The 14,954-nt window shown below is 59.9% G+C and carries 16 protein-coding genes and 1 pseudogene; 8 read left to right on the top strand and 9 right to left on the bottom strand.

Going from position 1 to position 14,954, the window contains the following annotated elements:
• Positions 1-35: 35 nt before the first annotated feature.
• Positions 36-758 (bottom strand): glycerophosphodiester phosphodiesterase family protein, encoded by a 723-nt coding sequence (locus D8U61_RS10135; protein ID WP_008087738.1) that lies wholly within the window; start codon positions 756-758, stop codon positions 36-38.
• Positions 759-772: 14 nt separating this feature from the next.
• Positions 773-1,354 carry a PilZ domain-containing protein gene (locus D8U61_RS10130; RefSeq protein ID WP_016775478.1) on the bottom strand — a complete coding sequence of 194 codons (582 nt, stop codon included), beginning with the start codon at positions 1,352-1,354 and terminating at the stop codon, positions 773-775.
• A gap of 94 nt (positions 1,355-1,448) precedes the next feature.
• Here D8U61_RS10130 and D8U61_RS10125 point away from each other — a divergent pair, with 94 nt between their 5' ends.
• From D8U61_RS10125 to D8U61_RS10115, 3 genes are all read left to right on the top strand, one after another.
• Entirely contained in the window at positions 1,449-2,699 is a 1,251-nt protein-coding gene (locus D8U61_RS10125) for a lipoprotein-releasing ABC transporter permease subunit (protein WP_024013629.1), read from the top strand.
• Positions 2,700-2,706: 7 nt separating this feature from the next.
• Complete coding sequence (gene lolD, locus D8U61_RS10120; protein ID WP_016775477.1) at positions 2,707-3,390, top strand: lipoprotein-releasing ABC transporter ATP-binding protein LolD; 684 nt, start codon at positions 2,707-2,709, stop codon at positions 3,388-3,390.
• Between the two features lie 63 nt (positions 3,391-3,453).
• The gene (locus D8U61_RS10115; RefSeq protein WP_024013627.1) at positions 3,454-4,698 is read left to right on the top strand and encodes a lipoprotein-releasing ABC transporter permease subunit; all 1,245 of its coding nucleotides are present in this window, start codon (positions 3,454-3,456) and stop codon (positions 4,696-4,698) included.
• Between the two features lie 119 nt (positions 4,699-4,817).
• Here the strand turns inward: D8U61_RS10115 and D8U61_RS10110 are convergent, their stop codons facing one another.
• Positions 4,818-6,164 (bottom strand): heavy metal sensor histidine kinase, encoded by a 1,347-nt coding sequence (locus tag D8U61_RS10110; RefSeq protein WP_130926861.1) that lies wholly within the window; start codon positions 6,162-6,164, stop codon positions 4,818-4,820.
• On the bottom strand, positions 6,164-6,844 hold the full coding sequence (locus tag D8U61_RS10105; RefSeq protein WP_071173049.1) for a heavy metal response regulator transcription factor: 681 nt from the start codon (positions 6,842-6,844) through the stop codon (positions 6,164-6,166). The genes D8U61_RS10110 and D8U61_RS10105 overlap by 1 nt, the downstream gene beginning before the upstream one ends.
• A 166-nt stretch (positions 6,845-7,010) precedes the next feature.
• Here D8U61_RS10105 and D8U61_RS10100 point away from each other — a divergent pair, with 166 nt between their 5' ends.
• The gene (locus D8U61_RS10100; RefSeq protein WP_130926860.1) at positions 7,011-7,544 is read left to right on the top strand and encodes a cupredoxin family protein; all 534 of its coding nucleotides are present in this window, start codon (positions 7,011-7,013) and stop codon (positions 7,542-7,544) included.
• Between the two features lie 61 nt (positions 7,545-7,605).
• On the top strand, positions 7,606-8,436 hold the full coding sequence (queF, locus tag D8U61_RS10095; RefSeq protein WP_016775473.1) for an NADPH-dependent 7-cyano-7-deazaguanine reductase QueF: 831 nt from the start codon (positions 7,606-7,608) through the stop codon (positions 8,434-8,436).
• Between the two features lie 23 nt (positions 8,437-8,459).
• On the opposite strand, the pseudogene D8U61_RS28255 reads toward queF, so the two are convergent.
• From D8U61_RS28255 to D8U61_RS10085, 3 genes and pseudogenes are all read right to left on the bottom strand, one after another.
• A pseudogene (locus D8U61_RS28255) lies at positions 8,460-8,567 on the bottom strand (metal ABC transporter ATP-binding protein); the annotation flags it as partial.
• A 57-nt stretch (positions 8,568-8,624) separates the two neighbouring features.
• The gene (locus D8U61_RS10090) at positions 8,625-8,888 is read right to left on the bottom strand and encodes a DUF4404 family protein (protein ID WP_016775472.1); all 264 of its coding nucleotides are present in this window, start codon (positions 8,886-8,888) and stop codon (positions 8,625-8,627) included.
• Positions 8,889-8,996: 108 nt separating this feature from the next.
• Positions 8,997-9,617, bottom strand: coding sequence for an HAD family phosphatase (locus tag D8U61_RS10085; RefSeq protein WP_130903106.1), 621 nt, complete (start codon positions 9,615-9,617; stop codon positions 8,997-8,999).
• Between the two features lie 199 nt (positions 9,618-9,816).
• On the opposite strand from D8U61_RS10085, the gene D8U61_RS10080 reads away from it, so the two are divergent.
• From D8U61_RS10080 to rssC, 3 genes are all read left to right on the top strand, one after another.
• Entirely contained in the window at positions 9,817-10,506 is a 690-nt protein-coding gene (locus D8U61_RS10080) for a VacJ family lipoprotein (protein WP_016775470.1), read from the top strand.
• Positions 10,507-10,851: 345 nt separating this feature from the next.
• Positions 10,852-12,033, top strand: coding sequence for a two-component system response regulator RssB (gene rssB / locus D8U61_RS10075; RefSeq protein WP_041477317.1), 1,182 nt, complete (start codon positions 10,852-10,854; stop codon positions 12,031-12,033).
• Positions 12,033-12,515, top strand: coding sequence for an anti-sigma factor antagonist RssC (rssC, locus tag D8U61_RS10070; protein WP_003226553.1), 483 nt, complete (start codon positions 12,033-12,035; stop codon positions 12,513-12,515). The genes rssB and rssC overlap by 1 nt, the downstream gene beginning before the upstream one ends.
• 197 nt (positions 12,516-12,712) lie before the next feature.
• Here rssC and tal read toward each other — a convergent pair whose 3' ends face one another.
• Both tal and D8U61_RS10060 read right to left on the bottom strand, forming a co-directional pair.
• Positions 12,713-13,639: a transaldolase gene (gene tal / locus D8U61_RS10065; protein ID WP_016775468.1), complete on the bottom strand. Its 927-nt coding sequence runs from the start codon at positions 13,637-13,639 to the stop codon at positions 12,713-12,715.
• A 202-nt stretch (positions 13,640-13,841) separates the two neighbouring features.
• Positions 13,842-14,798 (bottom strand): cellulase family glycosylhydrolase, encoded by a 957-nt coding sequence (locus D8U61_RS10060; RefSeq protein ID WP_125927275.1) that lies wholly within the window; start codon positions 14,796-14,798, stop codon positions 13,842-13,844.
• Positions 14,799-14,954 lie beyond the last annotated feature (156 nt).

The raw sequence follows: 14,954 nt of genomic DNA, 5'->3' as shown, positions 1-14,954 counted from the left end.
CGGCCGGTGGCCTGAGCCGGCCGGGGAGACCGATTTCAGCAATTCTCAAGGGTGGCAGTGGCCAAACCGGGAAAGTCTGTAATCAGGCTGTCAACGCCGAAGTCGGCGAGTCTGCGCATCAGCGCAGGCTCGTTGACGGTCCACACCGACACATGCAGGCCCTGACGCTGCGCCTTCTGCAGGCGTTCCGGCGTACACAGCGTCCAGTTCAAGGCGAGAATCTCGCAGCCGTAGCTCGCCGCGACTTTCAGCGGATCGAGCCAGGCATATTCGGCCACCAAGCCACGGGATACGTCGGGTACCAGATCCAGCGCTGCCTTCAAGACTTCCCGCGAACTCGAAGTGATCGTCACCTTGTCGAGCAGGCCGTGGCGCTGAGCCATTTCCCGAATCGCCAGCACGGTAGTCGCCGCGCGGGTGCGTGATGCGCTTTTGACTTCCAGCTGCCAGTGCTCGAAATCACATTGCTCGAACAACTCTTCCAGCGTCGGAATCGGGCACGGCTTGATCCAGCCCGGGCCGCCCTTGCGCGCGTCGTAGGTGACCAGCTCGGCAGCGGTGTGCTCGACGACTTTGCCGCGACGGTCGGTGGTGCGCTTGAGGGTCGGGTCATGGATGACCATCAGCTCGCCGTCCTTGGACAGGTGCAGATCCAGTTCGCAGCGGCGCACGCCGTGCTTGAGGCATTCCTGAAAGCTGCTCAGGGTGTTTTCCGGTGCTTCGCCCTTGGCGCCGCGGTGGCCGTAGATGAGGGTCACGGTGCTTCCTTAAGTTAAATGCCAGATTCGTTCTGTTCGCGGGCCAGACGGCGTTCCTGAGCCTGCTTTTGCAAGATGTAGCGCGCGAGCAATTGGCGCTGGGCATCGGTCGGACGCTCGAACTCGGTGCCGACGTCATACCCATCCCCCTTGGGATCGCAATGGGTGACCCGGGCACGCAGCAGCAGGCCGAGTGCCTGCGGCATCAGCACCAGTTTCACCGACAGGTGTGCGCCAGTGGCAATCGGGGTCGGGTACTGAAAGTCGATCCCGCCCTCGGAGATGATCACTGGCTGCGGCTCGCCGATGTGGCCGAGCACGGTCAGGGCGATCACCTGGCTGAGCAGGTCAATGCGTTTGTTCTGCGATTTGAGAAACGCGGCGATGGCGCGGTCGCGCTCGCTGATCTGCCGCAACAGGTGCTGCGACTCGAATTCGCTCAGGTGCAGTTCGCTGAGCAGGTTGAAGAGTGGGGATGCATCCTGCAACACTTCCTGGCCTGCGGCTTCGGGAGCGGACAGGGGCCGAATTTCCAGTGCGATCGTGTCCTCGATACGGTAGTATTCGCGGCGATCTTCTTCATCTAATGTCGACATGGCGAACCCATGGTAGCGGCGGTGGTCTGAGTGTAAAGCTGGTTTTCGACCCCCGCCACAAGGACGTTCCTTTTCCCTCCGAACAAGCCCCGACATGTTCAGACCTCTCTTCGTATTTATCGGCACGCGTTATACCCGTGCAAAGCGTCGCAATCATTTTGTGTCATTCATTTCCCTGACTTCGATGATCGGGCTCGCCCTTGGCGTGGTCGTGATGATCGTCGTGCTCTCGGTGATGAACGGCTTCGATCATGAGATGCGCACCCGCGTGTTGGGCATGGTGCCCCACGCTACTCTCGAGACCGGCGAGCCGATCAATGACTGGCAGAGCCTGGCCGACAAGGTCAAGCAGAACCGGCAGGTGACGGCGGTGGCGCCGTTCACCCAGATGCAGGGCCTGCTGACCAACAACGGTCAGGTTTCCAAGGTGTTGCTCAATGCCATTGATCCTGCGCTCGAGCGCAATGTGTCGATCATCGACAACTTCATGAAGCAGGGCAAACTCGACGACCTGACACCGGGCAGCTTCGGCATCGTCATCGGCGACAAGGCGGCGACCAAGCTCGGCGTCGGCATTGGCGACAAGGTTACGTTCGTTGCTCCCGAGGTCAGTGTGACCCCGGCCGGCATGTTCCCGCGCATGAAGCGCTTCACCGTGGTCGGGATTTTCCATGTCGGCGCCGGTGAGCTCGACGGCTACCTCGGCGTGACCAATCTGCAGGATCTGGCGAAAATGCACCGCTGGAAAGCCGATCAGGTGCAGGGCCTGCGGCTGAAGTTCGACGACCTGTTCCAGGCGCCGCGCGAGGCGTGGAACATTGCCCAGCAGCTCGGCGAAGATCGTTACTACGCCCGCGACTGGACGCGCACCCACGGCAACCTGTATCAAGCGATCCGCATGGAAAAAGCCATGATCGGGCTGCTGTTGCTGCTGATCGTCGCCGTCGCCGCGTTCAACATCATTTCCACGCTGGTGATGGTGGTGAACGACAAGAAGGGCGACATCGCCATTCTGCGCACCCTCGGCGCGACACCGGGCACGATCATGCGCACGTTCATGGTTCAGGGCACGGTAATCGGCGTGGTCGGCACGGCCATCGGCGCGGTGGTCGGGATCCTCGCGGCACTGAATGTCAGTGCGGCCATTTCGGCGCTTGAAGGGCTGATCGGCCACAAGTTTCTTAATGCTGACGTGTATTTCATTGATTATCTTCCTTCGCAGGTACAGAGCCAGGACGTCGTCATGGTCTGCGCCGCTGCGTTGGTCCTGAGTTTCCTCGCCACCCTGTATCCCGCCTGGCGTGCCGCGCGCACCCAGCCGGCGGAGGCGTTACGTTATGAGTGAGTCGGGCATGAGTGAACAAGCAATTCTGAGCTGCCGTAATCTGGGCAAATCCTACGAGGAGGGTCCGGAGTCGGTACAAGTGCTGGCCGGCCTGCAACTGGAGTTGCACCCAGGCGAGCGTGTGGCGATCGTGGGTAAATCCGGTTCCGGCAAAAGTACCTTGCTCAACCTGCTCGGCGGTCTCGATACGCCAAGCAAGGGCAGCGTCTGGCTCGACGGTGAAGAACTGTCTGCGTTGAGCGAGAAAAAGCGTGGCCTGCTGCGCAATCGCGCGCTTGGTTTCGTTTATCAGTTTCACCATTTGCTGCCGGAATTCACCGCGCTGGAAAACGTCTGCATGCCGCTGCTGATCGGCAAGACCGCCATCCCTGAGGCGCGTCAGCGTGCCACGGCATTGCTGGAGCGCGTCGGTCTCGGCCATCGTCTGGAACACAAACCGGCGGAACTGTCCGGCGGCGAGCGTCAGCGCGTGGCCATCGCCCGTGCCCTGGTCAACAACCCGGGGCTGGTGATGCTCGATGAGCCGACCGGCAACCTCGACCTGCACACCGCCGAAGGCATTCAGGATCTGATGCTGGAGCTGAGCACTTCGATGCGCACGGCGTTTCTGGTGGTGACGCACGACATGAACCTGGCTCGCCAGATGGACCGCGTCCTGCAGTTGCAGGAAGGTTGCCTCACTCCCATCTGACTGGCTGAAACCCGGCGCCCGTAACGGCGCCGGGTCTTTTATTTCTATACGGTGCCCCAGCGAATGTTCAGACCGTTATCGATCTTTATCGGCACGCGCTATACCCGCGCCAAGCGCCGCAATCGCTTTGTTTCGTTCATTTCGATGACCTCGATGATCGGCCTCGCCCTCGGCGTGCTGGCGATGATCGTGGTGCTGTCGGTGATGAATGGCTTCCAGCGCGAGATGAGCTCGCGCATCCTCGGCATGGTCCCTCACGCCACCATCGTCGGCGTCAAGCCGATCGATGACTGGCAGCCGGTGGCCGCCGCCGCGATGAAAAATCCCGAAGTGACGGCCGCCGTGCCGTTCACCGAGATGGAAGGCATGCTTTCCTACAAGGGTTCGATGCAGCCGATTCAGATCAGTGGCGTTGATCCGGCCCAGGAAGGCAAGGTGTCGATCGTTGCCCAGCACATCGTCCAGGGTCGTCTGGATGCCTTGAAGCCGGGTGAATTCGGTGTGGTGATCGGTGAAATCACCGCGCGGCGTTTCCGCCTCAATGTCGGCGACAAGATCACTCTGATCGTCCCGGAAGTCAGCACCGCGCCGGGCGGTATCACCCCGCGCATGCAGCGCCTGAATGTGGTGGGCGTGTTCAAGGTCGGCGCCGAGCTGGACGGCTCGATGGGCCTGATCCACGTCGCCGATGCCGCGACCATGCAGCACTGGCAGCCGAATCAGGTGCAGAGCGTGCGGCTGGCAGTCAAGGATCTGTACGCTGCGCCGAAGGTGTCTGCGGACATTGCCGGTGGCCTCGGCGCTGACTTCAAGGCTGACGACTGGACCCACACCCAGGGCAGCCTGTTCAGCGCGATGAAGATGGAAAAAACCATGATCGGCCTGCTGTTGCTGATGATCGTCGCGGTGGCGGCGTTCAACATCATCGCGACGCTGATCATGGTGGTGAACGACAAGGGCGCCGACATCGCCATCCTGCGCACCATCGGCGCTACGCCCCGGCAGATCATGGCGATCTTCATGGTCCAGGGCACGGTGATCGGTATTGTCGGCACCATCATTGGCGGCGTGCTGGGCGTGATTGCGGCGCTCAATGTCAGCGAACTGGTCGGCTGGGTCGAGCGTGTGACCGGCCAGCATATCTTCAGTTCGGACGTGTATTTCGTCAGCAACCTGCCTTCGGAACTGCAGGGCGGCGATGTGCTGTTGATCTGCTCGGCGGGATTCATTCTGAGTTTTCTGGCGACGGTGTATCCGGCGTGGCGGGCGGCGAAGATCGAACCGGCGCATGCCTTGAGATATTCGTAAGCGACTCCATGCTCGTTCCCACGCTCTGCGTGGGAATGCCTCAACGGACGCTCTGCGTTCGGCTCTTGAAGGGACGCGGAGCGTCCTGGGCTGCATTCCCACGCAAAGCGTGGGAACGATCAGGTCCGAGGCAACTCGATTACAAACCGCGTCCAACCCGCTTCAGATTCGCAATGAATCGTCCAGCCATGTGCCCGCACGATCGACTGGGTGATCGCCAGACCCAACCCCGCATGCTCACTGCTACCTTCCTGCCGCGCCGGATCCGCTCGATAGAAGCGGTCAAACAGACGCGGCAGTAATTGCGCTGAAACCCCCTCGCCACTGTTTTCGACGCAGACGCGCACGATCTCCTCCTCGTCGACGATGCTCAAGCGCACATAACCCTCGGCCGGGGTAAACCGCAGCGCGTTGTCCAGCAGGTTCGACAAGGCCCGGCGCAACATGCCGCGATCACCTTTGATACGCGCCTCGCCTTCACGACTCAAACTCACGCCAGCGTCTTCCGCCAATGGCGCAAAAAACTCCAGCAACATGTCAGCTTCATCCGCCAGTTCCAGCGGTTCGCGCTTGGGCATCAGCAAGCCGTGGTCTGCCTTGGCCAGATAGAGCATGTCGTTGACCAGTTGCGCCATCCATTGCAGTTCTTCGAGGTTGCTGTGCAGTGCTTCGCGGTAATCCTCCAGTGCCCGTGGGCGGGTGAGGGTGACCTGGGTGTGGGTCAGCAGATTCGACAACGGTGTGCGCAGCTCATGGGCGATGTCGGCGGAGAATGCCGAGAGGCGCTGAAACGAGTCGTCGAGGCGTTCGAGCATGGCGTTGAAGCTGTAGGCCATTTCTGCAAGCTCTGGCGGCATCTTCTCTTCAGGCAGTCGGGCATTCAGCGATTGCGCGGAAATCCCACGGGCCACCGCGCTCATCCGCCGCAACGGGCGCAGACCGCTGCGCGCCGCCCAAGCCCCGAGCAGGGCAGTAGCCAGCGCCGACAGGCCGACGGTCAGCCAGATCAGATGCTGCATGCGCGTAAGAAAATGCTGGTGATGGGTGATGTCCAGCAGCAGCGTCAGTTGCGGCGAATCCGCTGCGTCCGGGTAGAGCGGGGCGCGCAGCACGCGGTAATCGGTGCCGTCATGGCTGATGGTCGACAGGCCGGTTTGCAGCGGCAGATTCTTCGGAATCTGCACCGAGCTGTCATACCAGTGCTGACCGTCGCCACTGGTAATGCGCAACGACAGATCCGCCTGACGGCTGAGTTCATCGGCCAGCCGCGCTTCGCGTTGAGCAGGCTGCAGATCCTGCAAGGCGCGGCGCAGGCCGATCAGTTTCGTCTCCAGTTGTTGCTGATCGAGTTCGATGAAGTGCGCCTCGCTGGCGCGGTCGAACAGTACCCCGGCGAACAGCGAGACCACCGCAGTGCAGGCGGCAAACAACAGCGCCAGGCGCGTGCTCAAGGACCAACGACGCATCACAGCGAACGCTCTTCGAGCACGTAACCCATGCCGCGCACGGTGTGGATCAACTTGTTGGGAAAGTCATCGTCGATCTTCAGGCGCAAGCGGCGGATCGCCACTTCGATGACGTTGGTGTCGCTGTCGAAATTCATGTCCCAAACCTGCGAGGCGATCAGCGATTTGGGCAGGACTTCACCCTGACGGCGCAGGAGCATTTCCAGCAGGGCGAACTCCTTGGCGGTCAGGTCGATGCGCTGGCCGCTGCGTTCGACCCGGCGGCGGATCAGATCCAGGCGCAGATCGGCCAGTTGCAGGCTGGTTTCCTGGGCGATTGCGCTGCCGCGCCGCAACAGGCTTCGCACCCGGGCGAGCAATTCGGAGAAGGCGAACGGCTTGACCAGATAATCGTCGGCGCCCAGTTCGAGGCCGTGAACCCTGTCCTCCACCGCGTCTTTGGCGGTGAGAAAAAGTACCGGCGTGTCGAGGCCGGCGCTGCGCACCGCTTGCAGAATCTGCCAGCCACTGCGCCCGGGCAGCATTACATCGAGGATCAACAGCGCGTAGTCGCCGCTCAAGGCCAATTGCTGGCCGCTGATTCCGTCGGCCACCAGCTCGGTATTGAATCCGGCCTCGGTCAGGCCCTGACGCAGGTACTGGCCGGTTTTCGCTTGGTCTTCGACGATCAACAGTTTCATGGGCGACTCGGGCGGGGTTGGTATTTGGAAGGGCGAAGGCGTTATACCGTGAGATCCGGCGATAAGCGCCAAGCTGACAAAGTTGTAATCTGCCTGTCAGGTCGATGCCAGCCCTGGGTGGTTAGAGTTTCCCACAGGCTGAACCTTCTCTTGTTGGAGTACGACCATGTTTTTGCGCACCTCGCTGAAAATAGTCGCCTGTCTGCTGGCATTGAGTTCGCCAGCCTGGGCGACACCGGTGCACACCTTCGCCTTCGGCCAGCCGGCAGCGGCGAGCCAGGCCACGCGGACTATCGAAATCGTCATGGGCGACATGAACTTCGACCCGAAAGCCATACAGGTCAAGGCCGGTGAGACCATTCGCTTTGTGCTGGTGAATAAAGGCCAGTTACTGCACGAATTCAACCTCGGTGATGCGGCGATGCATGCCAGTCACCAGCAGGAAATGTTGCAGATGCAGCAAAGCGGCATGCTTACGCCTACCGGCATGAAAGAAATGTCCCACGACATGGCAGGCATGGATCACGCGGCGATGGGCCATGGCATGCAGCATGACGACCCCAACAGCGTACTGGTCGAGCCCGGTAAAACTGCTGAGTTGACCTGGACCTTCAGCAAGGCCATGGCGCTTGAGTTTGCCTGCAATATCCCCGGGCATTATCAGGCGGGCATGGTCGGCAAACTGACAGTCAGTCAGTAAGCACTCAAAGGCGCGGGCAAAGGCTGGTAGAATCCGCTGATTCTTCAGTCAGGTTTCCGCCATGCATCCCGCAGCCGAACATTCGCCGCTGGGCAAATCCAGCGAATACATCGCCACGTACACACCGTCCCTGCTGTTCCCGATTCCGCGCACCGCGAAATGGGCCGAGCTGGGCCTGACCGCCGAAACCCTGCCGTATAAAGGCGTGGATTTCTGGAACTGCTTCGAGCTGTCGTGGCTGCTGCCGTCGGGCAAACCGGTGGTGGCGATCGCTGAATTCAGCATCCCGGCGGACTCGCCGAACATCATCGAATCGAAGTCGTTCAAGCTCTACCTCAACTCGCTGAACCAGACGCCGTTCGCCGACGTCGCCACATTGCAAGCGACGCTGGTCAAGGATCTGTCCGCCGCTGCCGGCAAACCGGTGGGCGTGCGGGTGCGCAGTCTGAAAGACGTGGAAGCTGAAGGCGTGGTGGCGTTGCCGGGCGTGTGCATCGACGATCTGGATATCAGCGTGAGCAATTATGAACACCCGCGTCCGGAGCTGCTGCGTTGCGATGATTCGCGGATCGTTGAAGAGAGCGTGCACAGCCACCTGCTCAAATCCAACTGCCCGGTGACCAGCCAGCCGGACTGGGGCAGCGTGGTAGTGGAATATCGCGGCGCGGCGCTGGATCACGCCAGCCTGCTGGAGTACATCGTCAGCTTCCGCCAGCATTCGGACTTCCATGAGCAATGCGTTGAGCGGATTTTTCTTGATCTGCAGCGGTTGTTGAAGCCGGAGAAACTCACGGTGTTTGCGCGCTATGTGCGCCGGGGTGGGCTGGATATCAACCCGTATCGCAGCACTGAAGAGGTGCAGCTGCCGAATCACCGGCTCGTACGTCAATAAAGAAACGGAATGTGCGATATCCCTTGTGGGGGCGAGCCTGCTCGCGAATGCGGTGTTTCATTCAACGATGATGTCGACTGACACGACGCCTTCGCGAGCAGGCTCGCTCCCACAAGGGCTTGCATGCACATTTTGCAAATGAAAAAGCCCTGCCATCGCTGGCAGGGCTTTTTTTGTGCGGCGGGGCGTCAGATGCCCATGCTGCCCAGCGTATTCATGATATTGCGCAGGGTGCCGGCGATCGCCGGGTGTTCGACTTCGAAGCGCTCGACCGCCAGGTTCACGCCGTCGGCGATGCTCGCGTCCTGGGTGGCAGTTTCCAGCTGGATTTCCGATTCGATCTGCGCCATCAGCGCATGCAGATCCTCACGCTCGGCTTCCGACAGCGGTGGATTGTGTTCCAGCTGCTCGCGCAGGGTATCGAGCTGTTTTTGCAGTTCTTGGGCGGGCATGGTGGTTTCCTTTTATCAATAGGCACTGGCATTGACCGCAGCCACGCGCCAAAGGTCTATGGCTGACCTTTAGATTAATCCACTCTCGGTAAACCTGCATGACGCCGATCAGGGCTTTTCGCCTTTGGCGCGGCGCAGGCTGATGTCTGCGAGGCAGGCGTCCAGTTCGCCGAGATGATCGATTACCGAATGCACACCCAGGCCGAACAACTGCACGGTTGCCTTGCCGCGCAACTTTTCGCGTTCCTTTTGTGACAAAGCCTGCCACTCGCTCGGGCTGAGGCCGCATAGCGAGCCACAGGACGCCAGGCCAATCGTCCATAACCCGGCATTCAGACCGGCCTGTAACAGGCGCGGCTCACCGCTGACCAGCACGCAGCCGTCGAGGCGGTCGATGTTCAAACTCATCAACGCCTGCCAGCACGCGTTGGGCGCTGGCCATGGATTCATTGTTGCTGAATGTTGCGTCGGTTTGATCCAGTCTGGCAGCGAGGCGGCCAGTGGCTGAGCGAGGGCAGCGGGCAATTCGTCGAGCCACGCGCAGGGAATTCCCTGGCGCTGCAAACTTTTCAGGCTATCGAGTGCGCCGGGTGTAGTTTTGGCATGTTCCGGCTGGGCGTTGAGCTCTTGCGCGGCGCGGGCACCGAAATCCACCAGGCAACCGCTCAGGCCGAACAGCACGGCAGTCAGGCCGGGCGCGGCGACGGGCAAGGTTTCGGCGTGAGTCATGGCAACGTCCCTGAAATAACGCTCAAGACTAGGGCGCTGGGGTGACAGTTGCATGACAGGCGGGTGAAAGCCTGCGTAGGAAACTTCCTGCATATCCTTGCAGCGGCGCACTGCCCAAATCGCCGTTTACGCTTATACTAGCGGCCTTAATGCCCGGGCCGAGAGGACCGCGCCAGTATCGAATCCAAGGAGTTTTTCTATGCGCTGGAGCCCTTCGCTCACTCAGCTAAGTGTATGTGCCAGCCTGTTGCTGGCGCCGTTCGCCACCCAGGCGGCCACCGAAGAAGACCCTTGGGAAAGCGTCAATCGGCCGATTTTCCAGTTCAACGACTTCGTTGACACCTACGCGCTTAAGCCATTGGCGCAGGGTTATGAGTTCATCACCCCGCAGTTCGTTGAAGACGGCATTCACAATATGTTCCGCAACGTCGGTGACGTGACCAACCTGGCGAACAACATTCTCCAGGCCAAACCGGCTGCAGCGGGCGTTGATACCGCCCGACTGATTTTCAACACCACCTTCGGTCTGCTCGGCTTCTTCGACGTCGGCACCAAGATGGGCTTGAACCGCAGCGACGAAGACTTCGGTCAGACCCTCGGTTACTGGGGCGTGGGCAGCGGCCCGTACGTGATGCTGCCGCTGATGGGGCCGAGCACCCTGCGTGACGCACCGTCGAAATATGTCGACAGTTTCACCGGCGCGTACCGCTACATCGACCACGTGCCGACGCGTAACTCGATCTTCGGCCTGAACATCGTCGACACCCGCGCCAGCCTGCTGTCGAGCGAGAAGCTGATCAGCGGCGACAAATACACCTTCATCCGCAACGCTTACCTGCAGAACCGCGAGTTCAAGGTGAAGGACGGTCAGGTCGAAGACGATTTCTGATTTCGACCGGTGATGAAAAAGGCGGCCCTCGGGTCGCCTTTTTTGTCCGCGCCAGAGCGTCGCCTGCGACTGCCACTACCTTCCATCGGGTTACCGTTGGAGCGGTTCTTATAACTCCCGGTGATTTGACAAACAAAGTCGTCAAGCGACAATCGGCGCATGCTTGAAACGCTCTGCGGATGGGAGTACCGTCTGCGCCTTAGAAGGGCACCTCTGTTTAAAACCGCGCGCCAGGCGAATGCTTGAAAGCGCTGCAACAGAGAGGCTAGAAAGCGAATCCAGTAGTCTGCGCAGGGCCGATGCCCCGCTCACTACGCCAACCTAATTCTGGCGCCGTTTGCCCACATGCCAAAAACCAGTGCCACGCTGCTGATAATCGATGATGACGAGGTAGTGCGCGCGAGCCTCGCGGCCTATCTGGAAGACAGTGGTTTCAGCGTCCTGCAGGCCGGCAACGGTCAACAGGGTCTTCAGGTATTCGAGCAAGACGAGCCCGATCTGGTGATCTGCGATCTGCGCATGCCGCAGATGGGCGGTCTCGAACTGATCCGTCAGGTCACCGAGCGCTCACCGGAGACGCCGGTGATCGTGGTCTCGGGTGCCGGGGTGATGAACGACGCGGTCGAGGCCCTGCGCCTGGGCGCGGCGGATTACCTGATCAAGCCTCTCGAAGATCTGGCTGTGCTCGAGCACTCCGTGCGTCGGGCCCTGGATCGTGCGCGACTGCTGCTGGAAAACCAGCGCTACAGCGAGAAGCTGGAAAAGGCCAACCGCGAGCTCGAAGCCAGCCTGAACCTGCTCCAGGAAGACCAGAACGCCGGTCGCCAGGTGCAGATGAACATGCTGCCGGAAAGCCCGTGGAGCATTGACGAATTCAATTTTGCCCACCAGATCATCCCGTCGCTGTACCTGTCGGGTGATTTTGTCGACTATTTCCGCGTTGACGAGCGCCGGGTCGCGTTTTATCTGGCGGATGTTTCCGGGCATGGCGCGTCATCAGCCTTCGTCACCGTGCTGTTGAAATTCATGACCACGCGTTTGCTCTTCGAATCGAAACGCAGCGGTACCTTGCCGGAGTTCAAGCCTTCGGAAGTGCTCGGTCATATCAACCGGGGACTGATCAGTTGTAAGCTGGGTAAACACGTCACAATGGTCGGTGGAGTCATCGACGAGGAGACCGGTTTGTTGACCTATAGCATTGGCGGCCATCTGCCTTTGCCTGTGTTGTACACGCCTGACAGTGTTCGTTATCTCGAAGGCCGTGGCCTGCCGGTGGGCCTTTTCAATGAAGCCACCTACGAAGACCACGTGCTTGAGCTGCCGCCGACGTTCAGCCTGACGCTGATGTCTGATGGCATTCTGGACCTTTTGCCGGAAGCAACGCTCAAAGAAAAAGAGGCTGCTTTGCCCGAACGGGTGAAGTCAGCGGGCGGCAGCCTGGATGGTCTGCGGCAAGTGTTTGGTTTGGCCACGCTAGGGGAGATGCCGGATGATATCGCCCTGTTGGTGTTGAGCAGGAATCTTTAATGAGTACCGGTAGAATCCAGTTCGCCGAGCAGGACGGCACCTTCGTCTTGAAGTTCGTCGGTGAAGTTCGCCTGACCCTGTGTTCGGCGTTGGATGCGACTATTGAGAAAATCTTCACCGCGCTGAATTTCAACGCGATCGTGATCGATTTGACCGAAACCCGCAGCATCGACAGCACCACCCTCGGCCTGCTGGCCAAACTGTCGATCCTGTCGCGGCAGAAGGTCGGCCTTTTGCCGACGGTTGTCACCACCCACGAAGACATCACTCGGCTTTTGCAGTCGATGGGCTTCGAGCAGGTGTTCAACATCGTCAACCACCCGGTGCCGTGCCCGGAGTGCCTGGACGACCTGCCGGATCAGGACCAATCCGAAGAAGTGGTGCGAATCAAGGTGCTGGAAGCGCACAAGATTCTCATGGGCCTGAACGATTCCAATCGTGAAGCGTTTCATGATCTGGTCAATGCCCTGGAAAGACACTGATCTCATGAATTGATGGTGTCTGGGCTGGCCTCTTCGCGAGCAAGCTCGCTCCCACACTGGATCAGTTCGATCACAAATCCCCTTGTGGGAGCGAGCTTGCTCGCGAAGGTTTCAGTTCGGTCAACGCGCCTCTCAATGCAGAATGAAAAAGGGCGAACCTGTGAAGGTTCGCCCTTTTTGCATTCTACAAACTCAGATCACAGCTTGGCCTGCAGCAATGCTTCCAGTTTTTCCTGATCGCGGGCGAACTGACGGATGCCTTCAGCCAGTTTCTCGGTGGCCATCGCGTCTTCGTTGGACAACCAGCGGAATTGCGCTTCGTTGAGGCTCAGACGCGCTTCACCGGCATTGCCCGGTGCCAGTTTGCGTTCCAGCTTGCCGGTATCGGCGGCGAGCTTCTCCAGCAGTTCGGGGCTGATGGTCAGGCGATCACAGCCAGCCAGTTGTTCGATCTGGTTGATGTTACGGAAGCTGGCGCCCATGACCACAGTCTTGTAGTCATTAGCCTTGTAGTAGTTGTAGATGCGCGTCACCGACTGCACGCCCGGATCATCAGCGCCGGTGTAGTCGTTGCCGTTGGCTTTCTTGTACCAGTCGTAGATACGGCCCACGAACGGCGAAATCAGGAACACGCCGGCATCGGCGCAGGCGGCGGCCTGGGCGAAAGAGAACAGCAGGGTCAGGTTGGTCTGGATGCCTTCCTTCTCGAGGATCTCGGCGGCGCGGATGCCTTCCCAGGTCGAGGCGATCTTGATCAGCACGCGGTCGCGGCCAACGCCGGCCTTGTCATATAGCTCGATCAGACGATGCGCGCGCTTGAGGATCGCATCCTGGTCGAAGGACAGGCGCGCATCCACTTCGGTGGAGATGCGGCCCGGAACCACGTTGAGAATTTCCTTGCCCACTGCGACGCCGAAACGGTCGCTGGCCAGGCCGACATCGCCCTTGCAGTCGCGAACGCAATCGTTCAGCAGTTCGGCGTAACCGTGAATGGCCGAAGCCTTGAGCAGCAGGGAAGGGTTGGTGGTGGCATCGGTCGGTTTGACTCGGGCGATCGCTTCGAAGTCGCCAGTGTCGGCAACTACGGTGGTGAACTGTTTGAGTTGTTCCAGCTTGGAAGTCATGGGCGTGCTCTATCCTATGGGTCTGAAGACATTACCCGAGCGCTGACGGGCACTCAAGGGTGCATTCGTGGATCGATGGCCCCTGCGGCAACAACCTGAAAACGATTGTTTGAAAGGCGGGGCGCGGTGTCGCTGAATACGATGCCAAAACAGCCCACAGGTTCAAAGCAACCGACCTGTGAACAGACCGGTTGCCCAATGCCTACTCAGCGTTCAACAGACCTTCTACCGACAAGCGTGCCGGTTTTGGCTGGCCGTCAGAGGTGAGAAAGCCGAAGTTCTTCTCGCGATCGTTGCTGCCCGAATCACTGTTCCGCCATTCATAGATAGAGGTCAGGGGAATATTGAGGCGTTTAACGTCGGTAATAAACGCGTTGATCTTGGTCGCTTGCCCCTCGGGACCACCGTTGGAGGCGAGGGCCGAAACCCCCCATTCACTGATGACCCCCGGCAGATTGAAGTTCTGCTGGATGAAGGTCTGTGCGTTGCTGATCTGCGTGGCGGTCATGCCGTAAGGGTGATAGGACACGGCGTTCAGGCATTTGGGGTAATCGCTGACGATACTTTTCATCGCCACCGTTGACGCCGAGCCCGCGCTTGGCGGCCGGGCGAAGCCGAAACCGACCCGTGGCGTCGTCTGCGGCTGACCTTCGAAGGCCTTGCACATGCCAGCCATGAACGGCACGAAGGTGGTATCGAAATTGCGCGTCGGCCAATAGGTTTCCAGATCCGGCTCGTTCCAGATTTCGATCGCCACCAATTGCGAACTCCAGGTTTTTTCCAGCCCGGTCACGGTGTTGGCGAACTTAGCGCCGGCGGCGTTCAGCTCCTCTGGCGAAGTGGCCGGCAATGCCTTGATCGCGCGCACCGTCAGCAGCACCGGCAGGCCGGCGGAAGCGGCGGCGGCGAAGGCGTCGCTGACCTGTTTCTGATAAGTCTTGGCGGTGAGGCTGTCACTCCACACGCCGAAGCGCACAAAGCTGAAGCCGGCGGCCTTGATTTGTGCGGCATCGGCGGCGGTGAAGCTCTGGATCTTCACCTGCACGCCGATGGTTTTTGCTGGAAGGTTGGGGAACAGCTCACTGGCGTGAACCTGGCTGGCGGCACCGAGCGCCATCAGGGCGAGGGCGGCGAGTTTATTGCGCTGTGCTGTTTTCATGTCTGCTCTCCTGAAGAGAATGACAACTACGAATATTTGTCCCGTTACTCAATTTCCGATAACGGTGATGGCACTAAGTGCGCGAATGTTATTTTTTGTCAGGAAAACAGCAACTGAAAATCACAGTTATTTTTAGTCCGCTAATTGTGGTTGGGG

This window comes from Pseudomonas sp. Sample_14, assembly GCF_004307515.1.
Classification (GTDB): Bacteria; Pseudomonadota; Gammaproteobacteria; order Pseudomonadales; family Pseudomonadaceae; genus Aquipseudomonas; species Aquipseudomonas atacamensis.
Note: the sequence above shows the minus strand (reverse complement) of the source record. Positions and strands in the feature narration are given on the sequence as shown.